Here is a 21047-nt window from a genome sequence, read left to right as displayed (position 1 = left end):
GCGGCGAGGGGTCGCGTGAGCCTCAGGCCTCAGTGGAAGAAGTGGCGCGTCCCGGTCACGTACATCGTCACGCCGGCGGCCTGGGCGGCCTCGATGACGGCATCGTCACGGATCGACCCACCGGGCTGGACGATCGCGCGTACGCCACCGGCGATCAGGATCTCCGGCCCGTCGGGGAACGGGAAGAACGCGTCCGACGCAGCGACCGAGCCGGTGGCCCGCTCGGCGCCGGCCCGCTCGACGGCCAGCTTGCAGGAGTCGACCCGGTTGACCTGGCCCATGCCGACGCCGACCGAGGCGCCGTCCTTGGCGAGCAGGATCGCGTTGGACTTCACGGCGCGCACCGCGGTCCAGGCGAATGCGAGATCGGCGAGCGTACGTTCGTCAGCGGGCTCGCCTGCGACGAGCGTCCACGTCGACGGGTCGTCGCCGGGTGCGTCGACGTGGTCGACGCGCTGGATCAGCACACCGCCGCTGATGGCGCGGAACTCGATCGGTTCGGGGTGCTCGTCGGCCGGGACGCGCAGGATGCGGATGTTCTTCTTGGCCTGCAGCACCTCGAGGGCGCCGTCCTCATAGTCGGGCGCGACGATGACCTCGGTGAACACCTCGGCGACCTGCGTGGCCATGGCCTCGCTGACGGGGCGGTTGACCGCGATGACGCCGCCATAGGCCGAGACCGGATCGCACGCGTGGGCGCGCGCGTGGGCCTCCGCGACGTCGGCACCGACCGCGATGCCGCAGGGGTTCGCGTGCTTGATGATCGCGACGGCGGGCAGCTCGAAGTCGTATGCCGCCCGGCGCGCGGCATCGGTGTCGACGTAGTTGTTGTAGGACATCTCCTTGCCGTGCAGCTGCTCGGCGGCGGCCAGGCCACCGCGCCAGTGCTGGTAGAGCGCGGCCGGCTGGTGCGGGTTCTCGCCGTAGCGCAGCACCGCCGACTTGTCCCACGTCGCACCGGTGAACTCGGGCCAGCCGTCATCGGACGGTGCGTACGCGCTGGCGAACCACGACGCCACCGCGACGTCGTAGGCCGCGGTGTGCGCGAACGCCTGCGCCGCGAGCCGCTTGCGCTGGTCGAACGTGAAGCCGCCGGCAGCCAGCGCGGCCCGCACCTCGTCGTACGCCGAGGGGCTGACGACGACCGCGACGCTGGGGTGGTTCTTGGCCGCGGCACGGACCATCGACGGGCCACCGATGTCGATCTGCTCGACGCACTCGTCAGGCGTGGCGCCAGAGAGCACGGTGTCGCGGAAGGGGTAGAGGTTGACGATGACCAGGTCGAACGGCTCGATCTCGAGCTCGGCGAGCTGCTGCACGTGGTCGTCGAGGCGCAGGTCGGCGAGGATGCCGGCGTGGACGCGCGGGTGCAGGGTCTTGACCCGCCCGTCGAGGCACTCGGGGAACCCGGTGAGCTCCTCGACCGGGGTCACGGGCACACCTGCCGACTCGATGGTCTTGGCGGTCGAGCCGGTCGACACGATCGAGACGCCGGCGGCGTGCAGGTCGCGGGCGAGGTCCTCGAGTCCGGTCTTGTCGTAGACCGAGACGAGGGCGCGCTTGAGGGGACGGGTGTCAGTCATCAGTTTCTCCTCCGAGCACGACGGCCCGGTCATCGAGGTGGAAGTCTTCGCGCGCGAGCCTGCCGACCCACTCGACCAGCATCGCGCGCTCACTGGTCTTGATCCGTTCGTGCAGCGTGGCCTCGTCGTCGCCGTCGAGCACCGGCACGGCGACCTGGGCCACGATCGGCCCGGTGTCGACACCTTCGTCGACGACGAACAGCGTCGCCCCGGTGACCTTGACGCCGTACGCCAGCGCGTCGCGCGGGCCGTGCATGCCCGGGAACGCCGGCGACAGCGCCGGGTGGGTGTTGAGGGTGCGCCCGCCGAACCGGGCGAGGAACGCCGGACCGGTCAGCTTCATGAACCCGGCCAGCACGACGAGATCCGGCTCGTACGCTGCGACAGCCTCGGCCAGCGCCTCGTCCCACGCACTGCGGTCGGTGTGGGCCGAGGTCTTCAGGACGAACGTCGGGATGCCGTGTCGTTCGGCCCGGGCGAGGCCTTCGATGCCGTCGCGGTCAGCACCGACGGCGACGATCTCGGCGCCGTAGTCAGGACTCGTCGACGAGTCGATCAGTGCCTGGAGATTGGTGCCGCTTCCAGAGACGAGGACGACCAGTCGAGCTGGCGTCCGAGGGCTGCGGGGCACGACCTCCACGATAGTGCTTGAGCAGAGCGCCGAGCGCGCCGCCCACCGCCATCGCAGGCACGGCGAGCAGCAGGGGCGTGAACACCGGCGGCCCGGCGTCGGCCATGCGACCGGGCCCGATGGCGCCGCCCGACAGGCCGACCAGGATGCCGAGCAGGAATCCCGCCACCGCACCAGCCGCAGCACCCAGGGCGACACGAGCCAGCAGGCCCTCGCGCTCACCGAGCTCGACCCGCCAGCCCGAAACGATGCCGGCCAGGAGCGGCACGAGCCACAGCACGAAGACCCAGTCGGGAAACTCCCCCGGCGGTGGCAGGGCCCCCAGCAACGGGAAGCCAGGCACGGTGCCCAGCTGCGAGCCCGTGAGGTCGACCGACGTGTCGGTGCCGAGCATGAAGCCGGGGCCGACCAGCGCCGATGCCGTCCAGAGGACCAACGTCGGCGCAGCCAGCACGCAGGCGACGCCGAGCGCGATGACACCACCGCCACCGGGGTCCAGCTGGGCCCAGATGTCACCGGCGCGCGAGAGGTTGCGCAGGAGCTGGACGAGCACCACGACAGCCGCTGCCGAGAGCACCAGGAGCACCCCGGGAATCGCAGCGCGGGTCGCGAGGCGTACGTCGTCCGATGCCGTGAACCACAGGCGATCGCCCTGACCGTGCCGGCGTACGGCACCCCACGCGGCACCGAGGCCACCCACGACGAAGGCACCGAACGCGGCGCGGATGACTGACGTGTGCACGTCGCCCGACGCCGTCGCGGTCGACGCGACGGCGGCGATCACGCCATAGGCACCGGCTGTGGTCGCCACAAAGGCAGGCAGCTCGTCGACCGGATCGGCGACAACCCACGACGCGGTGCGCGCGACCAGCGCGATGCACACCAGCGTGGCGCCCACCGGGACGAGACCGAACGTCACCGGGCCCGTGTCGATGCCCGATCCCATCGACACCAGCCACGTGCGGACCGAGGCACGGACGAACGAGAGGAGCGGCGGGTCGGCCGAGCCCTGCGCCACGCGTACGAACAGCGCCGACACCGCGAGCGACACGATCGCGCCCAGCAGCGCAGTGAGGAAGGCCGGCCGGAGGTAGGGAGTCTCGACGGGCGCGGGCACCAGTTCATCCTCCCTGTAAAGTTGCGTCGTTGCACACAGGCACGCCGACGGCAGGAGGAGGCTGGAGATGACTCGTGTCGACGAGTTCAACAGCTTCTACTCCTCGACCTTCGCGGACGCCGTGCAGGTCACCTATGCGGTCTGCGGCGATCGCCAGGTCGCGTTCGAGGCGACGGTCGACGCCTATCGTCGCGCGTGGCGCGACTGGACCAAGATCCGCGACCACCACCCCCTCGGCTGGGTCCGCAACGAGGCCTGGAAGCTCACGGCGCTCAGTCGCGGCACGCACCCGCTGCGCCGCAAGCACGAGGAGGACAGCGACACCCAGCTGCTCGAGGCCCTCGCCGAGCTGAGCGTCGACGATCGCCGCCTCATCGTCCTCATGACGCTGGGCAACACCGACCTCGAGGAAGCCTCCCGCGAGGTGGGCGTACCCGCCGAGGAGGGCATCGAGAGCGTCACCAGCGCGCTGGAGAAGCTCGAGACGGCTCTGCGCCAGAGCATCGACACGATCGAGCGGCGCATGCACGGGCTGGCCGCGGCGACCGACTCGCTCGAGGTGCCGCCGGCATCGACCCTCCGCACCGCCGCCAAGCGCGGTCGACAGCGCAACACCGTCCTGCTCGTGGCGGTCGCCATCGCCGTGATCCTCGGTGGTGGGCTCGTGGCGACCGATGGCGACGCCCTCGCCACCAGCAGCGCCTTGCCGCACCGCCAGAAGATCGGCGCCGAACGGCCAGACGTCCTGCTCGACTCCGAGAAGATCACGACCGACAACCTGCTGTCGACCAAGCAGGTCGGCGGGCTCGATCCCGAGAGCACGTGGAAGGTCGACGGCACCGACGAGAACGTCGACAACACGACGCCCTACGCGACCTGCCCCACCAAGCGCTACGCCGACAAGGACCCGCTCAAGGTCTTCGTCCGCACGTTCACGGCGACCGGAGTGACCAACGAACGCGTCGCCCAGGCGATCGAGGTGTCCCGCAGCGACGACATCGCCGCCAAGACCTACGCGCGACTGGTGCAGTGGTACTCCGACTGCGAGCACCCGCGGGTCCAGCTCGTCGCCGCCTACACGGTGCAGCGCAACTTCGGTGACTTCCAGATCCTGCGGCTGCGCTCGCACCGCTCCCCCGAACGTACGTTCACGGTCGGGTTCAGCCACTCCGGCACGGTCACGAGCACCCTGGTGCACGAGGCCGACGGTGCGAGCGGGCCGAGCATCCAGACCTTCGCGCGTACGCTCAACGACTCCGTCGCCAAGGTCTGCGAGGACAGCGGCGGCGAGTGCGACGACATGATCACGGTGCGGCGCACCGATCCGCCGCCCACCTCCGACGCTCCGTCGTTCCTCGGCATCGTCGACCTGCCGCCGATCCGCAACGTCGACAAGGTGTGGGCCGGCGCCCCGGTCCCGGCCAAGACCAACCCGGCCGCGACCCAGTGCGACAACGCGAGCTTCACCGGCAAGGACGTCAAGCGCGCCGGTGCCCGCATCTACGTGCTCTACCAGGCGACGACGCTGCCCAAGCAGTTCGGCGTCGCCGAGACGGTCGGCCGGTTCTCGTCCGCCGCCAAGGCCAAGGCGTTCGTCGACAAGACTGCCAAGCGGCTCGACTCGTGCTCGGACAAGAACCTCTCGGCCAAGGTCGACGAGCACGAGGCGTTCAAGAGCAGCGCCTACTCCGGCGACGTCTGGCGCGTCGGCGTCGAGGTCACCAAGGGCGATCGGGCCTACTACCGGATGTCGCTGATCCGACGCGGCGCGTACGTCGCGCAGGTGACCTTCACTCCGGCCGGCACGTACGACATCACCCAGAAGACGTTCGAAGCCATGGCCAAACGCGCCGCCACCCGCCTGAAGTACGCCAAGTAGCCAACGCGACGAGGGCCACAAGAAGAAACGCGGTAGCCACTCAAGAACATCAAAAGAAGCCCCCTCCCGCCACAGGCGAGAGGGGGCTCCTGATGAAGAGGCTTACAGCCCCTTGAGGATCTCCCGCATGAGCTCGGCGGTCTCGGACGGCGTCTTGCCGACCTTGACGCCAGCAGCCTCGAGGGCTTCCTTCTTGCCCTGCGCGGTGCCCGCACCGTCGGCGACGATCGCGCCGGCGTGGCCCATCGTCTTGCCCTCAGGAGCGGTGAACCCGGCGACATAGCCCACGACGGGCTTGGTGACGTGCGCCTGGATGTAGGCCGCGGCCTTCTCCTCTGCGTCGCCGCCGATCTCGCCGATCATGACGATCGCCTTGGTGTCGGGGTCTGCCTCGAACGCCTCGAGCGCGTCGATGTGCGTCGTCCCGATGATCGGGTCGCCGCCGATGCCGATCGCGGTCGTGAAGCCGTAGTCACGCAGCTCGAACATCATCTGGTAGGTCAGCGTGCCCGACTTCGACACCAGGCCGATCGGGCCCGAACCGGAGATCGTCGCCGGCGTGATGCCCGCGAGCGCCTCGCCCGGCGTGATGATGCCGGGGCAGTTGGGGCCGATGATGCGCGTCTTCTTGCCCTGCGCGTACGCCCAGAACTCGGCACTGTCCTGCACCGGGACGCCCTCGGTGATGATGACCAGGAGGCCGATCTCGGCGTCGATGGCCTCGATGACGGCGTCCTTGGTGAACGCCGGCGGGACGAAGGCGACCGACACGTCGGCGCCCGTCTTCTCTATGGCCTCGGCGACCGTGCCGAAGACCGGCAGCTCGACCGTGTTGCCGTCGGCGCCCGTGTGCTCGACCGTCGTGCCGGCCTTGCGCGCGTTGACGCCGCCGACGACGTTGGTGCCGGCCTTGAGCATCAGGGCGGTGTGCTTGGTGCCCTCACCGCCCGTGATGCCCTGGACGATGACCTTGGAGTCCTTGTTGAGGAAGATCGACATGTCAGGCCCCCTCTCCGTTGGAGCTAGTGTTCGCGAGCTCGGCAGCGCGGTCAGCCGCACCGTCCATCGTGTCGACGAGCGTCACCAGCGGGTGGTTCTTCTCGTTGAGGATCCGGCGACCCTCCTCGACGTTGTTGCCGTCAAGGCGTACGACCAGCGGCTTGGAGGCCTCGTCGCCGAGGATGTCCAGCGCGCCGACGATGCCGTTGGCGACCGCGTCACACGACGTGATGCCGCCGAAGACGTTGACGAACACGCTCTTGACCTGCGCGTCGTTGAGGATCACGTCGAGGCCGTCGGCCATGACCTGCGCCGAGGCTCCGCCGCCGATGTCGAGGAAGTTGGCGGGCTTGACGCCGCCGTGCTTCTCACCGGCGTACGCGACGACGTCGAGGGTGCTCATGACGAGTCCCGCGCCGTTGCCGATGATGCCGACCTCGCCGTCGAGCTTGACGTAGTTGAGGCCCTTCTCCTTGGCCTTCGCCTCGAGGGGGTCGGCCGCGGCCTTGTCCTCGAACGCGGCGTGGTCCTCGTGGCGGAACTCGGCGTTCTCATCGAGCGAGACCTTGCCGTCGAGCGCCTCGAGGATGTCGCCCTCGAGGCGGGCGAGCGGGTTGACCTCGACCAGCGTGGCATCCTCCTCGACGAAGACCTTCCACAGCGTCAGGACCGTCGTGACGGCCTGCTCGACGAGAGCCTCGGGGAAGCCGGCCTCCGCGACGATCTCGCGGGCCTTGGCCTCGTCGACGCCGGTGCCGGCATCGATCGGGATCTGCTTGACGGCGTCGGGGTTGGTCTTGGCGACCTCTTCGATCTCGACACCACCCTCGACGCTGGCGATGCAGAGGTAGCTGCGGTTGGCGCGGTCGAGCAGGAAGGAGAAGTAGTACTCCTCCTGGATGCTGGCGGCCGGGGCGATGAGCACCCGGTTGACCGTCAGACCCTTGATCTGCATGCCCAGGATGTTCGACGCGTGGTCGAAGGCCTCGTCGGGGGTCTTGGCGAGCTTGACGCCGCCGGCCTTGCCGCGGCCTCCGGCCTTGACCTGTGCCTTGACGACGACGACACCCAGCTGCTCAGCTGCGACCTTCGCCTCGTCCGGAGTGTTGGCAACGATGCCCAGGGTGACCGGTACATCATGCTTGGCGAAGAGCTCCTTCGCCTGGTATTCCATCAAGTCCACGGTGGAGTCCGTCCTTTGTTGACGTCCGTTACGCTCAGCAGTCGGCCGGTGGCCGACACCAATTGAGCCTTTGCGACTCTAGCCCTTAACTGTCCGTTAACGCGCGTTGGCTTCGTCACACACACGTCCCCGGGAGAGCCGATGACCGCCGAGACGATCTCGTCGTCCGACGTCCTGCTGCACGTACGCGTCCGGGGCAACGACCGCGGACCCACCGTTGTCCTGGTCCACGGATTCCCCGACAACCAGCACGTGTGGGACCACGTCGCCGCACTGCTCGCGCCGGACCACCGCGTCGTGACCTACGACGTACGCGGCGCGGGTGGCTCGACCGCACCGGCGTCGCGCTCGGGCTATCGCATGAGCAAGCTCGTCGGCGACCTCGCAGCGGTCATCGACCACGTACGCCCTGACGGCGGGCCGGTGCACCTGGTCGGTCACGACTGGGGCTCGATCCAGTCGTGGGCCGCCGTGATGCGCGAGTCGTCCGACGCCCGCCTGACGGGACGTATCGCTTCGTACACGTCGATCAGCGGGCCCGGCCTCGAGATCTACGGCAACTTCTTCCGCGACGGGCTGGCCCGCAGGCGCTTCGCGGCGGTGGGTCGACAGGCGATCCAGTCCTGGTACGTCGTGGCGTTCCAGATGCCCCGCCTGCCCGAGCTCGCCACCCGGAGGTTCAGCCGGCAGCTGCGCAAGGCGTTGGCGCGGGGTCAGCGCATCGGCGACGGACACTGGGGCGAGACGTTCGAGGACGACTTCCGCAACGGCCTCAACCTCTACCGCGCCAACGGGCTGAGCTTCCGCCGTGACTCGACGAGCGTCCCGGTCCAGCTGGTCGTGCCGACCAAGGACACGTTCCTGACTCCTGCCGTCTACGCCGATGTCGCGGCGTACGCGCCTGACGTGCGCCGTGTCGACGTGGTCGCGGGTCACTGGGTCGTGCAGTCGCAGCCCGGCGTCGTCGCCGATGCCGTGCGCGCCTTCGTCACGGAGATCGAGGCGCGCCAGGACGTACGTCGAGAGGCGTGACGAGCACCTCTGCGACGCCGAGCTCGATGCACAGCTCGGTGATGCGGGCCAGAGCCTGAGCATCAGCATCGACCAGGAGCGCCACGGCGTCCTCGGCGATCGCCGCGTGGACGAGCTGTTCGGGGGTCTGGTGACCACCGACGTAGACGATCTCCTGGCCCTCGTCACGAAGCCGCCTCGCCGCGCCGCTGGCCCGCTCGTCATCGCCGGTCGAGCCAAGGACGACACGCTGTCTTACCATGAGATCGATGGTCCCACAAGCGTGAAGGTCGTCACATCTGGTCGACATTTCAGGCGAGATCAAGGCCATTTGTTGTTCAAAGCGTCAATTTGGTTTCGCTCAGCTGGTCCCTTGGGCTAGGCTTCCCGAGTCCTGTCGTCACTTCTCCGGAGGTATTTTGCGTGTCTTCGTCTGCGCCTAAACGCCGACTGGATGTACGCCAGGAGACCCCCCAGCGAACACCGGGCAAGCGGACCGCTCAGCGCCGCAAGACCCGCAAGCGCAGCTTCACCCCCACCCCAGCCATGGCCGGAGCTTTCATCCTGGTCCTGGCTGCTTTTGGTTCCACGCTCCTCGGCAACCACGACGGTGACTCGCTGGCCAACGACAAGTACCAGACGATCTCGCAGAGCTATGTCGGCCCGGATGACGCCGCCGCGAACGGCAAGGTCGACATCAGCCGCAGCTTCGACCGCGAGCTGACCACCAAGCAGATCAAGGTCCAGGCCCAGCAGGTGCTGACCGCCCAGGCCGACCTCAAGAAGAAGGTCACCGCCCAGTCGGCGCTGCTCAAGAAGAACCAGTGGGTCGTCCCGGTCACCGGCTACCACCTGACGGCGCGGTTCGGTCAGCGCAGCGGTCTGTGGGCCACGATCCACACCGGCCTCGACTTCGCCGGACCGTCAGGCTCGACGATCGTCTCGGTCGCCGCCGGCGTCGTGAAGTCGACGGGCTACGAAGGGGCCTACGGCAACCGCACGATCATCACGCTCCGCGACGGCACCGACATCTGGTACTGCCACCAGAGCCGCATCGCCGTCAGCGTCGGCCAGGCCGTCGGGCCTGGCGATGTCATCGGCTACACCGGCTCGACCGGCAACGTGACCGGTCCGCACCTGCACCTCGAGGTGCACCCCGGCGGCGGCGCTGCGGTCGACCCCGAGCCCGTCCTGCGCCAGCACGGCGTCAACCCCTGACCTTCGCCCTCAACCCTCGTCCTCGATGGACGAGGGTTTTCGGCTGTCCGGGCAACCGCAAACCCTCATCGAGGGTCGGGGTCAGAGCTTTTCGACGGGGGCGTAGCGCAGCAGGAGTCGCTTGACGCCCTGCGAGCCGAAGTCGACCGAGGCGACGGACTTCTCGCCCTGGCCCTCGACCGCGATGACGGTGCCGAGGCCGAAGCTGTCGTGGCTGACTCGGTCACCGGCCGACACCGACACGACCTCACGGCTCGCCCGCTTGGAGCGCGCAGCGACGTTGGCGGACCGGAACGACGACTGGGCCGTCGCCGAGGGTGAGCTCGGGGTCCACTGCGTCGGCGGCGAGGCGAGACGGCGCCAGTCGAGGAGCGCCTCGGGGAGCTCGTCGAGGAATCGCGACGGGGGGTTGTAGGACGGCGCGCCCCACGCGGAGCGGGTCGCGGCACGCGTGACGTAGAGGCGCGTGCGGGCGCGGGTGATGCCGACATAGGCCAGCCGCCGCTCCTCCTCGAGCTCCTTGGTGTCGGCCAGCGACCGCATGTGCGGGAACACACCGTCCTCGAGGCCCGTGAGGAACACGACGGGGAACTCCAGGCCCTTGGCGGTGTGCAACGTCATGAGGGTCACGACACCCTCGCCCTCGTCGGGGATCTGGTCGGCGTCGGCGACCAGGGCGACCTGCTCGAGGAAGGCGCCGAGCGATCCTGCGGCGAGGTCGGGGTCGTCGGAGATCGCGTCGACGGCGTCCGAGGGAGCCTCGTCGACGACCTCGGCAGCGTCGTCGACGACCGTGCTGGCGCCCACGACGAACTCGCGTGCGACCGCGACGAGCTCGGCGAGGTTCTCGACCCGGGTCTCGTCCTGGGGGTCCGTGCTCTGCTCGAGCGTCGACAGGTAGCCGCTGCGGGTCAGCGCGGCCTCCAGCACGGCGTCGGCAGGGGCACCGGACTCGGCCATCGTCATGAGCTCGGACATCACCGCCGTGAACGCCTGGATCGCGTTGAGGGACCGGGTCGCGAGGTCCGTCGCCTCCTCGGCCCGGGTCAGGGCCTCCCAGAAGCTGATGTCCTCGGCGGTCGCCAGACGCTGGATCGCGGCCTCCGCGCGCTCGCCGATGCCGCGCTTGGGCTCGTTGATGATGCGGCGCAGCGAGACCGCGTCGCGCGGGTTGACGAGCACCCGGACGTAGGCCAACGCGTCCTTGATCTCCTTGCGCTCGTAGAACCGGACACCACCGACGACGCGATAGGGCAGGCCGACGCGGATGAAGACTTCCTCGAACACCCGGCTCTGCGCGTTGGTGCGGTAGAAGATCGCGACGTCCTTGGCCGCAGCGACCCCGGCGTCGCCCAGCTTGTCGATCTCGTCGGCGATGAACTGGGCCTCGTCGCGCTCGTCGTCGCCGACGTAGCCGACGATCTTCTCGCCGTCGCCTTCAGCCGACCACAGCTGCTTGTCCTTGCGGCCCTCGTTGCGGCTGATGACGGCGTTGGCGGCCGACAGGATCGTCTGGGTCGAGCGGTAGTTCTGCTCCAGCAGGATCGTCGCGGCGTTGGGGAAGTCGTCCTCGAACTCCAGGATGTTGCGGATGTTGGCGCCGCGGAACGCATAGATCGACTGGTCCGAGTCACCCACGACGAGCAGGTCGGACTGGTCGTCCGTGAGCTCCTTGATCAACTGGTACTGCGCGTGGTTGGTGTCTTGATATTCGTCGACGAGGATGTGCCGGAAGCGCCGCCGATAGGTCTCGCGGACATCGGGCCACGCCTGGAGCAGGTGGACCGTGTTCATGATGAGGTCGTCGAAGTCCATCGCGTTGGCCGCCTGCAGGCGCGCCTGGTAGGTCTTGTAGGCCTCGGCGTAGATCTCCTCGGTGGGGTTGTCCGCCCGGCCGGCCGCCGACTCGTGGTCGACGAGCTCGTTCTTCAGGTTGGAGATCCAGTTGAGCACCGCGCGCGGGTTGATGCGCTTGGGGTCGAGGTCCATGTCGCGGCACACCAGCGTCATGAGCCGGCGCTGGTCCGCCGCGTCGTAGATCGTGAACGACGACGTGAACCCGAACCGGCTCGCCTCGCGGCGCAGGATGCGGACGCAGGCGGAGTGGAATGTCGAGACCCACATCATGCGAGCCCGCGGCCCCACGAGGTCGGCGACGCGCTCACGCATCTCGGCAGCGGCCTTGTTGGTGAACGTGATGGCCAGGATCGAGCCCGGATGCGCTCCGCGGGCGGCGATGAGCCACGCGATGCGGCGGGTCAGCACGCGGGTCTTGCCCGACCCGGCGCCGGCCACGACCAGCAGCGGCCCGCCGGGATGCGAGACGGCCGCCTGCTGGGCCTCGTTGAGACCTTCGAGCAGCGTCTCCGAGCGGGGTCGCCGCTTGACGGCGGACTGGTCCGGAGCGGCGGTGGGCACAGGGAACGGCAACGTCATCGTGCCTCCCAGCCTAGTTGCCGGAGCCGACATCACCCGCCTCGGAGGGCCTGTCGTCGTAGACTCGCGTGCCATGGACGGCACGGTCGGCATCCGGACGGCGGGCGAGGCCGACTTCGACGCGCTGACCGACCTCTGGGAGCGCTCGGCCAGGTCGAGCCACACGTTCATGGATGACGAGGTCTTCGCGCAGCAACGCCCCCGCGTGCGCGACCTCCTGCTGCCCTCGATGGACGTGTGGGTCGCCGAGTCCGACGGCGAGCTGCTCGGCTTCGTCGGCGCGCGCGAGGATGTCGTCGAGCTGCTCTACGTCGCGCCCGAGGCGCAGGGTCGCGGGCTCGGCCCGTCGCTGCTGTCGTACGTCGACGGCGGCGCAGGCGCGCACAGCGTCGAGGTCTATGCCGACAACGCCGTCGGGGTGGCGTTCTACACCGGGCAGGGCTTCGCCGAGCAGCTCCGCTACAGCGTCACGGTCGGCGGCGGGACGTTCGAGGTCATGCGACTCACGAGGCCCGCCACATGAACCTCGTCACGATCGACGCGGCCGGCAGCGAACCGCCGTACGAGCAGGTGCGCCGGCAGATCGCCCAGGGCGCTGCGTCGGGCGCACTCCCGGCCGGGCACAAGCTGCCGACCGTACGCCAGCTGGCAACCGACCTCGGGCTCGCCGCCAACACCGTCGCCAAGGCCTACCGGGCGCTCGAGACCGACGGGGTGATCGAGACCCACGGGCGGGGCGGCACGTTGATCGCGAGCCGCAGGCTCACCGACCCAGAGGCGGAGGCGGGCGCCCAGACGTACGCCCGCCTGGCACGCACACAAGGGCTGTCGCTCGACGAGGCGATCCGGCTCGTCGAGCAGAGCTGGACTCCCTGAGAGCCGTCTCAGCCTGCGGGGCTACCGTGTCCGGGTGCACCCCATGTCACATGAACACTTCACCCTGCTGGTCGGCCTGCTCTTCGTCGGCGGCATCGCCCTGATGGGCCTGGCGCTCAGCGGCTACGGCAGCACCGACCGCACGCGGCAGCACTCCCCGCGCCTCCCGGGCCACGACGTCCAGGACAAGCTCAACAACAAGGAATAGCTACTCCGCCATCGTGTTGGGCCGCCGCCACGTACGTTCGAACGGTAGCCGCCACGCCCGCGGCGCGATGAGCTGGTGCACCGCGTTGGGACCCCATGTGCCACCCGAGTAGGGCCGCACCGGCGGCTGGTCGTTGAGCAGCGGCTCGGAGATCTCCCACAGCCGCTCGATGCCCTCGGCGGTCGTGAACAGCGTGCGCTCGCCCCGCATCGCGTCGTAGATCAGCCGCTCGTACGCCTCCAGGACCTCGCCGGCCCGCTCGGTCTCCTGCATCGCGAACTGCATGCTGAGCTTGTCGAGGCGCATGCCCGGCCCCGGCCGCTTGCCGTAGAACGACAGCGACATCTTGGACGCGTCGGCCAGGTCGAACGTCAGGTGGTCCGGCCCGGCCAGCCCGACGCCCGAGCCCGCCGGGAACATGCTCTTGGGCGGCTCGCGGAACGCGATCGAGATGATGCGGGCGCCCTCGGCGAGCTTCTTGCCCGTACGCAGGTAGAACGGGACGCCGGCCCAGCGCCAGTTGTCGATCTCGGCCTTGAGCGCGACGAACGTGTCGGTCTCGGAGTCGGCGGCGACCCCGTCCTCGTCGCGGTAGCCCTGGTACTGCCCGCGTACGACGTGGTGCGGGTCGAGCGGCAGCATCTGGCGGAAGACCTTGTTCTTCTCCTCGCTGATCGAGTCCGAGTCGAGGGACGTCGGCGGCTCCATCGCCATGAACGCCAGGACCTGGAACAGGTGCGTCACGACCATGTCCTTGAACGCGCCGGTCCCCTCGTAGAACGCCGACCGGCCCTCGACCGACAGCGTCTCCGGCACGTCGATCTGCACGTGGTCGATGAAGTTGCGGTTCCAGATCGGCTCGAACAGGCCGTTGGCGAAGCGGAACGCCAGGATGTTGAGCGCCGCCTCCTTGCCGAGGAAGTGGTCGATGCGGAAGATCTGCTCCTCGGCGAACACCTCGTGGAGCTGGGAGTTGAGCGCCTTGGCGCTGGCCAGGTCGGTGCCGAACGGTTTCTCCATGATGATGCGCGACCGCTCGACCAGGTTGGCCGCGTCGAGGGTGTGCACGACGTCGAGCGCCGCCTTGGGCGGGACGCTGAGGTAGTGGAGGCGCTGCGGGGCGCCACCGAGCTCGGCCTCCAGCGCCGACGCCGCCTCGGCCAGCGCCTCGGGACCGGCCTTGACGTTGACGTACGACAGCTTGGCCGCGAACTCGGCCCACTGCGCGTCGTTGAGCGGGCGGGTCGTGAACTCGCGGCAGGCCTTCTCGGCGAACGTACGGAAGCTCTCGTCGTCGAAGTCGTCGAGCGAGACGCCGATGATCCGCGACTCCGGCACGAGGTCCGACTCGAGCAGGTGCATGATGCCGGGCAGCAGCTTGCGACGGGCGAGGTCGCCGGTGGCGCCGAAGAGCACGATCAGGTGTGGCTCGTTCATTCCCACAGGCTAGACCCGGGAGGTTGCCGACGGGTGAACTCGCTGTCAGGCGCTGTCAGGGCCGCCAGCGCGATGACAGCGGGCTGCAAGTCGCGCCGACCAGCATGGTGGACATGACCAACTACGCCATCAAAGCCGAAGGGCTCACGAAGCACTACGGCGACACCATCGCTCTCGACGGCATCGACCTTGCCGTTCCCGAAGGCTCCGTCCTCGGAGTCCTCGGGCCCAATGGTGCGGGCAAGACCACTGCCGTCCGCATCCTCGCGACGCTGCTGCAGCCCGACGCCGGTCACGCGACCGTTGCCGGCCACGACGTCCTGCTCGACCCCACCGCGGTCCGTCGCTCGATCGGCCTCACGGGGCAGTACGCCTCGGTCGACGAGCAGCTGACCGGCCGGGAGAACCTCGAGCTGTTCGCACGGCTCCTGGACTTCAGCCGCCCCGACGCTCGAGCACGCGCGACGGAGCTGCTGGGCCAGTTCGGGCTCACCGAGGCCGGCGACCGCCGCATCAAGACGTACTCAGGAGGCATGCGGCGCCGCCTCGACCTCGCCGCGAGCCTGGTCGGCCGACCCGAGGTGATCTTCCTCGACGAACCGACCACGGGCCTCGACCCCAGCAAGCGGGACGATGTGTGGAACCTCGTCCGCATGCTGACCGCCGAGGGCACCAGCGTCCTGCTGACCACGCAGTACCTCGAGGAGGCCGACGCTCTCGCCGACGCGATCACCGTGATCGACCTCGGCAAGGTCATCGCCCACGGCACCGCCGCCGAGCTCAAGCAGATCGTCGGCGGCCGCTCCCTCCAGGTGCGCCCGACCAACGTCCGCGACACCGCAGACATCCGAGCCGTCCTCAGCCGCATCACCGGCCGACCGGTCGAGGAGCCCACCCGTGGGCTGCTCACGACACCGATCGAGGACGAGAAGGACTTCACCGACATCGTCGTCGACCTCGCCGCCCGCGGCATCCCCGTCACGGAGATCGCCCTCAAGCTGCCGAGCCTCGACGAGGTCTTCTTCACCCTCACCGGCAAGGGCGTCCCTGATGACGCTCCCGCCGACCTCGACAAGGAGCCCGTCTCATGACCTCGACCATCACCCTCCCGGACGCGATCGAGCAGCGTCCTCCGTCGTCCCTGCCCTGGGCTCGGCACTCCCTGACGCTCGCCGGCCGCTCGGTCAAGAAGATGATGCGTCACCCCGAGCAGTTCTTCGACGTGACGCTGCAGCCCGTGCTGTTCCTGATGATCTTCGTGTACGTCCTGGGCGGCGCGATCGCCGGATCGACGCACGACTACCTGCAGTTCGTGCTGCCCGGCATCCTGATCCAGACCGTGCTGTTCAGCACGATCTCGATCGGGGTCAACCTCAACACCGACATCAAGGAAGGCGTGTTCGACCGGTTCAAGTCGCTGCCGATCGCCCGGTCCGCACCTCTGGTCGGCGCCACGATCGCGGAGTGCCTGCGCTACAGCATCACGATCGGCATCAGCCTGATCGCCGGCTTCCTGATGGGCTACCGGACCAGCACCTCGGTCCTCGACGTGCTCGCCGCGTGCCTGCTCGTCCTGGTGTTCGCCTGGTGCCTGTGCTGGATCGCGATCTGGCTCGGCATGGTCTCCCGCGAGGCCGGCTCGGTGCAGGGCATCGGGTTCATGGCGCTGTTCCCGCTGACGTTCGGCTCGAGCATGTTCGCCTCGGCGGACACGATGCCCGGCTGGCTGCGGGCCTGGGTCAACGTCAACCCGGTCACCCACCTGACGGACGCCGTGCGCGGCCTGCTCACGGGTGGTCCCGTCGCCGAGGACGCGTTCATCGCGCTCGGCACCGCCGGCCTGATCCTCGCGGTGTTCGCACCGTTGGCCGTCAGGGCGTACCGCACGAAGGCCTGACCCCTCCCCTGGGCGGTGAGTGAGTCGCGCTTCCGCCCGCCTGATGGGCGACTGGCTCACCGCTTCGTTGACGGGGCGGTGAGCTGGTCGCCCATTGGCATGCCTGATGGGCGACCAAGTCACCGCTCAGGTGGGGAGGGCGAAGTCGATCGCGTCGTCACGTACGAGTGAGCGGCCTTCGGCGTGCAGCTGTTCGTAGCGCACGTCGCCCAATGACGCACGGAGGCTGGCACGCAGGTCGTGCAGGTCCACGTGCATGAGGTCGGCGCGGCCGCGGATCGCCTCGGAGGCGCCCAGCACCTTGGCGGCCCGCTCGTCGTCGCCGTCGAGGTGCGCGAGGATCGCGGCGGACGAAGCGACCTGCGCGATGACCGGCATGTCGCGCGTACGCCTGCCGATCCGCGAGGCGGTCGCGAGCTCGGCGCGGGCGGCGTCGAGGTCGTACGCGGAGCAGGTCACCACGAGGCCGGCCCGGATCACCGCCTCCATCTGCCCGCCACCGAACGTGGACACCGCGTCGAGGTTCTGCAGGACGTAGTCGAGGTGGTCGCTCGCCGCCTCGTCGTCCCCCGCGCAGTGCTCCAGGTGGGCGAGGCTGATCCGCGTCGTCAGCTCGTGGCGACGATCGCCGTCACGACGCGCGTTCGCCAGCGAGGCCAGCAGTCCGTCGCGGAGCTCGCCGGTGTCGCCCTCGGCGAGTGCGATCCGCAGACCGGTCACCTGCATCGTCGAGAAGTCGGCGTCCTCTCCCGCGCCGAGCTCGTGCAGCAGCGGGATCGCCTCCTCCCACGAGGCCAGCGCCTCGGCGTAGCGGCCGTCGAGCGACTGCACCATGCCCTGCTGCGACAGTGCCATGGCAAGGCCCCAGCGGTCGCCGAGCTCGCGGAAGTCGTTGATCGTCGGCTCGAGGAGCTCGACGATCTCGCCCACGCGGCCCTCGTTGTCGAGCATCACGATCTGCATGAGGTTGATCATCGACCTGGTCCACTGATCGCCGGCCCTGGGCAGCTCGCGGTCCCCGACGACGTCGAAGAACGCCATCGTCGCCAGCACGACGTCGACCACCTGGTGCTCGGGGTGGTGGGCGTCCCAGATCGCCAGGATGCGGTCGACCGAACCTTGCCACTCGGGGTCACGGTCGTTGCCCTCGTGGCTCGCCAGAACCAGCACCCCCGTCAACGACAACGCCTCGATGCAGATCTCGCTCGCCGGATCGGCCTCACCCGGCAGCGCCAGGACGACATCGGCCCACGAGCACGCCTCGATGTGCTGACTACGGATCGACCAGTACCACGACAACGCGGTGACCAGACGAGCAGCGGCGGGTCGATCGTGCCGGTCGACCGCGAACCGCAGGGCGGCCATGACGTTGGCGCGTTCGAGGTCCATCGCCCGGACCGCAGCCACCTGATCACCGCCGCGCAGTCGGCCGGACTGCCGCTCGGCGACGTCGAGGAAGTAGTGCAGGTGCGCCTCCCGGACCGCCTCGGCGGTGCCGCGCTCGACCAATCGCTCCACGCCGTACTCCCGCAGCGTCTCGAGCATCCTGAATCGCGGCGTCTCGCCGCGCACCGGCACCAGCAGGGACTTGTCGGCGAGCGAGTCGAGCAGCTCCTCCGTACGATCGCCGGCCACGGAGACGGCAGCGGCGCTCTCGGCCGCCACGCCCCCCGGGAAGACGGCAAGCCGCTCGGCGAGGTCGCGCTCGGCCTCGTCGAGCAGGTCCCAGCTCCACTCGACGACGGCGCGCAGCGTGCGGTGGCGCGGCAGGGCGGTGCGGCTGCCGCCGGTCAGCAGGCGGAAGCGGTCGGACAGCCGGGCCGCGACCTGCGGAGCCGTGAGCGTACGCAGGCGGGCCGCTGCGAGCTCGATTGCCAGGGGCTGACCGTCGAGGCGCTCGCAGATCTCCAGCACCGCCGGCATCGTCTCGGCGGTCAGCACGAACGACTGGTCGACCGCCTGCGCGCGGAGCACGAACAGCTGGATCGCGCTGTGCTCCATCGCCTCGTCGATCGTGCTGCCCGGGTGCGGCATCGTCAGCGGGCTGAGCTGATAGGCGAACTCGCCGATGATGCGCAGCGGCTCACGGCTCGTCGCCAGGATCCTCAGCTTGGGGGCATGCGCCAGGACGTCCTCGGCGATCTCGGCGACCGCGCCGACCAGGTGCTCGCAGTTGTCGAGCAGCAGCAGGCCCTCGACGTCGTGGACCGCATCGATGAGGCGCGTACGTTCGTCGGGCCGCGGCGCGGTGGACGGTCGGTCGAGGACCGACACCTCGAGCAGTCCCATCGCCGACAGCATCGCCTGGAGGATGCCGTCGCTGCCGGTCACCGGCGCGAGCTCGGTGAGCCAGACATCCTCGAACCGGTCGAGCGCCGCACGGGCGGACTCGACGGCGAGCCGGGTCTTGCCCGCACCGCCGGGTCCGAGGATCGTCACGAGCCGGTGGTCGACGAGTGCCGCCTGCAAGTCGGCGATCGCGCCTTCGCGGCCGACGAACGTGGTCAGCGCCGACGGGAGTGCCGGGTGGCTGCGGCGGGCACCGTGCTCTCCGCGCAGGATCGACAGGTGCAGCTCCTGGAGCTCCGGCGACGGATCGGCGCCGAGCTCCTCGGCCAGCATGCCGCGCAGCCGGTCGTACGCCGTGAGCGCCTCGTTGGCCCGACCACGTGCGGCCAACGCCGTCAGGTAGAGCACCCAGAACGAGTCGCGATAAGGATGTGCCGTCGTCAGGTCCGCGAGCTCCGCGACCACGGCGAGGTCGTGCGCTGAACGTACGCGGTCCCGCAGGCTCGACTCCACGGCCGTGAGCCGCAGCTCTCCGAGCCGGTGCGCCGCCGACGGTGCGAAGGGGAACTCGGCGACGTCCGCGAACGCCTCGCCCCGCCACAGCGCAAGGGCTTCGCCGGCGCGGCCGGCCGCCACGAGCCGCTCGAACTCGAGGGCGTCGACGGTGGCGCACTGCAGGACGTATCCGGCCGGGGTCGACTCGAGTGCACCATCCGGAAGCCGCCTGCGCGTGCGGGACACGATCGACTGCAGGGCGTTGGTCGCGTCGGTCGGCACGTCGAGGCCCCAGAGATCGTCGATCAGCGTGGTCGCGGCGACCGGGCGACCCGCGTCGAGCGCCAGACGTGCCACGAGGGCGCGGTTGCGCGGCCCGCCGAGATCGAGGTCCTGATCATCGGCGCGCACTCGCAACGGTCCGAGGACGTCAACCTGCACATCCGCCATTCTGCCGCACTGTCACGTATGGCCGTGAGCTCTCGCTCAGGCGGCGGCGCGGGCGTACGCGGCGGGGGTCACCCCGAGCGTCGCGCGGAAGTGACGCGTGAGGTGCGCCTGGTCGTAGAAGCCGACGGCAGCCGCGACCTCGGCCGGCGGCACCCGGTCGAGCAGCAGTGCACGGGCGCGATCGACGCGCCGGCCGGTGACGTAGCGGTGCGGCGGCAGGCCGTACTCGCGCCCGAACGCCCGGATGAGCTGCGTCGGGTGCGCCTCGAGCTCGGCGGCGAGGGACTCGAGGGTCGGTACGTCCGTGAGGTCACGGTCGAGCACCTCGCGGAGCCGGCGGGCGAGCCGGGGCTCCGCGCTGCGGTGGCGCGGCTCGATCGAGCTGTCGAGGTGCTGGCTCATTCGCTCGCTGATGACGGCGAGCTGCGACTCGGCCTCGAGCTCGTCACCGGGCGAGGCCAGCGAGCGGTGCAGCCGACCGACGGCCGAGACGAGCTCGTCGTCCAGCAGCGTCGGCTGGCGTACCGCCGCGCCGGTGAGCTCCAGCGGCAGCCACCGCTCGTCGAGGTAGACGACCCGCTTGTCGAAGCCGCCCGGCACAGCCGCCCTGCCGTCGTGCGGCACGTGCGGTGGCAACAGCGTCAGCGATCGCGGCGGGGCGTCGTGAGGCGTGCGCTCCAGCTCGTACGAGACGCCGCCCGTGTCGATGAGCAGGACCGTCCAGTACGCGTGCGTGTGCGCCGGGTAGGCGTGCTCGGTGAAGTGCGCGTGCAGCACCTCGCCGACGCCCGGAACTGCCGGGCGCCACGCGCGGACGTGCTCTTCGCCGGTCATGTCAGGAATGTACAAGACCCCCACCACCCCGACAGGTGACTCTGGAGGCATGGACGACACCCTCGAACCCATCCGATTCGACACCAAGGTCGCCGTGCTGCTGCACGAGGACCTCGCACCGTGGCAGGCGCTCAACGTCACGGCGTTCCTCATCAGCGGCATCGCGACCGACAAGGACCTCATCGGCGACCCCTACGAGGACGCCGATGGCACGGAGTACCTGCCGATGATCCGGCAGCCCATCGTCGTGTTCGCCGGCGACTCGGCGCAGCTCAAGGCGGCGCACGCCAAGGCTGTCGTGCGGGACCTGGCGACAGCGGTCTACACCCGCGAGATGTTCGCGACGGGCAACGACCGCGACAACCGCGCGGCCGTACGAGCAGTGGGCCGCGACGACCTCGACCTCGTCGGCATCGCGGTCCACGGACCCAGGAACGGCGTCGACAAGACGTTCAAGGGAGCGTCGCTCCACCCCTGAACGGCGGCAGGAAACCCCGGTGTTGC

19 protein-coding genes are annotated in these 21047 nt (G+C 69.5%); 9 read left to right on the top strand and 10 right to left on the bottom strand.

Translation table 11 applies throughout. The annotated features are described in order from the left end of the window. Nucleotides 1–29 precede the first annotated feature (29 nt). From purH to ESP70_RS08665, 3 genes are read right to left on the bottom strand one after another with little or no spacing between them, the layout of a single operon-like run. On the bottom strand, nt 30–1583 hold the full coding sequence (purH, locus tag ESP70_RS08675) for a bifunctional phosphoribosylaminoimidazolecarboxamide formyltransferase/IMP cyclohydrolase (protein ID WP_149688898.1): 1554 nt from the start codon (nt 1581–1583) through the stop codon (nt 30–32). Further along, on the bottom strand, nt 1576–2214 hold the full coding sequence (gene purN, locus ESP70_RS08670) for a phosphoribosylglycinamide formyltransferase (RefSeq protein ID WP_223148669.1): 639 nt from the start codon (nt 2212–2214) through the stop codon (nt 1576–1578). The genes purH and purN overlap by 8 nt, the downstream gene beginning before the upstream one ends. Continuing rightward, nucleotides 2117–3331, bottom strand: a complete 1215-nt coding sequence (locus tag ESP70_RS08665) for a cell division protein PerM (RefSeq protein WP_149688897.1) — start codon at nt 3329–3331, stop codon at nt 2117–2119. Before ESP70_RS08665 ends, purN begins: the two co-directional genes overlap by 98 nt. A gap of 67 nt (nt 3332–3398) precedes the next feature. Between ESP70_RS08665 and ESP70_RS08660 the strand changes: the two genes are divergently transcribed. Beyond that, nucleotides 3399–5210, top strand: coding sequence for an RNA polymerase sigma factor (locus ESP70_RS08660; RefSeq protein ID WP_149688896.1), 1812 nt, complete (start codon nt 3399–3401; stop codon nt 5208–5210). A gap of 102 nt (nt 5211–5312) precedes the next feature. Here the strand turns inward: ESP70_RS08660 and sucD are convergent, their stop codons facing one another. Together sucD and sucC are read right to left on the bottom strand one after the other, a co-directional pair. Next, nucleotides 5313–6209 (bottom strand): succinate--CoA ligase subunit alpha, encoded by an 897-nt coding sequence (sucD, locus tag ESP70_RS08655; protein WP_149688895.1) that lies wholly within the window; start codon nt 6207–6209, stop codon nt 5313–5315. A gap of 1 nt (nt 6210) precedes the next feature. Next, entirely contained in the window at nt 6211–7392 is a 1182-nt protein-coding gene (sucC, locus tag ESP70_RS08650) for an ADP-forming succinate--CoA ligase subunit beta (protein WP_149688894.1), read from the bottom strand. Between the two features lie 141 nt (nt 7393–7533). Between sucC and ESP70_RS08645 the strand changes: the two genes are divergently transcribed. Beyond that, nucleotides 7534–8424, top strand: coding sequence for an alpha/beta fold hydrolase (locus ESP70_RS08645; protein ID WP_149688893.1), 891 nt, complete (start codon nt 7534–7536; stop codon nt 8422–8424). On the opposite strand, the gene ESP70_RS08640 is transcribed toward ESP70_RS08645, so the two are convergent. After that, complete coding sequence (locus tag ESP70_RS08640) at nt 8381–8665, bottom strand: hypothetical protein (RefSeq protein WP_149688892.1); 285 nt, start codon at nt 8663–8665, stop codon at nt 8381–8383. The genes ESP70_RS08645 and ESP70_RS08640 overlap by 44 nt on opposite strands. 161 nt (nt 8666–8826) lie before the next feature. Here ESP70_RS08640 and ESP70_RS08635 point away from each other — a divergent pair, with 161 nt between their 5' ends. Further along, nucleotides 8827–9621, top strand: coding sequence for a M23 family metallopeptidase (locus ESP70_RS08635; protein ID WP_149688891.1), 795 nt, complete (start codon nt 8827–8829; stop codon nt 9619–9621). A gap of 81 nt (nt 9622–9702) precedes the next feature. Here the strand turns inward: ESP70_RS08635 and pcrA are convergent, their stop codons facing one another. After that, on the bottom strand, nt 9703–12057 hold the full coding sequence (gene pcrA / locus ESP70_RS08630) for a DNA helicase PcrA (protein ID WP_149688890.1): 2355 nt from the start codon (nt 12055–12057) through the stop codon (nt 9703–9705). A gap of 73 nt (nt 12058–12130) precedes the next feature. Here pcrA and ESP70_RS08625 point away from each other — a divergent pair, with 73 nt between their 5' ends. From ESP70_RS08625 to ESP70_RS20080, 3 genes are read left to right on the top strand one after another with little or no spacing between them, the layout of a single operon-like run. Next, nucleotides 12131–12580 (top strand): GNAT family N-acetyltransferase, encoded by a 450-nt coding sequence (locus ESP70_RS08625; protein WP_149688889.1) that lies wholly within the window; start codon nt 12131–12133, stop codon nt 12578–12580. Next, nucleotides 12577–12933, top strand: a complete 357-nt coding sequence (locus tag ESP70_RS08620) for a GntR family transcriptional regulator (RefSeq protein WP_149688888.1) — start codon at nt 12577–12579, stop codon at nt 12931–12933. Before ESP70_RS08625 ends, ESP70_RS08620 begins: the two co-directional genes overlap by 4 nt. Before the next feature lie 43 nt (nt 12934–12976). After that, nucleotides 12977–13141, top strand: coding sequence for a hypothetical protein (locus ESP70_RS20080; protein WP_188110561.1), 165 nt, complete (start codon nt 12977–12979; stop codon nt 13139–13141). Here ESP70_RS20080 and zwf read toward each other — a convergent pair whose 3' ends face one another. Then, nucleotides 13142–14578, bottom strand: a complete 1437-nt coding sequence (gene zwf / locus ESP70_RS08615) for a glucose-6-phosphate dehydrogenase (RefSeq protein ID WP_149688887.1) — start codon at nt 14576–14578, stop codon at nt 13142–13144. Between the two features lie 113 nt (nt 14579–14691). On the opposite strand from zwf, the gene ESP70_RS08610 reads away from it, so the two are divergent. Further along, complete coding sequence (locus ESP70_RS08610; protein WP_149688886.1) at nt 14692–15669, top strand: ATP-binding cassette domain-containing protein; 978 nt, start codon at nt 14692–14694, stop codon at nt 15667–15669. Then, nucleotides 15666–16475 carry an ABC transporter permease gene (locus tag ESP70_RS08605; protein WP_149688885.1) on the top strand — a complete coding sequence of 270 codons (810 nt, stop codon included), beginning with the start codon at nt 15666–15668 and terminating at the stop codon, nt 16473–16475. Before ESP70_RS08610 ends, ESP70_RS08605 begins: the two co-directional genes overlap by 4 nt. 126 nt (nt 16476–16601) lie before the next feature. Here ESP70_RS08605 and ESP70_RS08600 read toward each other — a convergent pair whose 3' ends face one another. Next, nucleotides 16602–19700, bottom strand: coding sequence for an AfsR/SARP family transcriptional regulator (locus ESP70_RS08600; protein ID WP_188110560.1), 3099 nt, complete (start codon nt 19698–19700; stop codon nt 16602–16604). A 45-nt stretch (nt 19701–19745) separates the two neighbouring features. Beyond that, a complete protein-coding gene (locus ESP70_RS08595) occupies nt 19746–20543 on the bottom strand; it encodes a helix-turn-helix transcriptional regulator (RefSeq protein ID WP_149688883.1) in 798 nt (265 codons plus the stop codon). 49 nt (nt 20544–20592) lie between these two features. On the opposite strand from ESP70_RS08595, the gene ESP70_RS08590 reads away from it, so the two are divergent. Continuing rightward, complete coding sequence (locus ESP70_RS08590; protein WP_223148668.1) at nt 20593–21021, top strand: DUF2000 domain-containing protein; 429 nt, start codon at nt 20593–20595, stop codon at nt 21019–21021. Nucleotides 21022–21047: the final 26 nt, after the last annotated feature.

It is taken from the genome of Aeromicrobium ginsengisoli (assembly GCF_004134905.2).
Taxonomy (GTDB): domain Bacteria; phylum Actinomycetota; class Actinomycetes; order Propionibacteriales; family Nocardioidaceae; genus Aeromicrobium; species Aeromicrobium ginsengisoli.
This window is presented reverse-complemented; position numbering and strand designations above follow the sequence as displayed.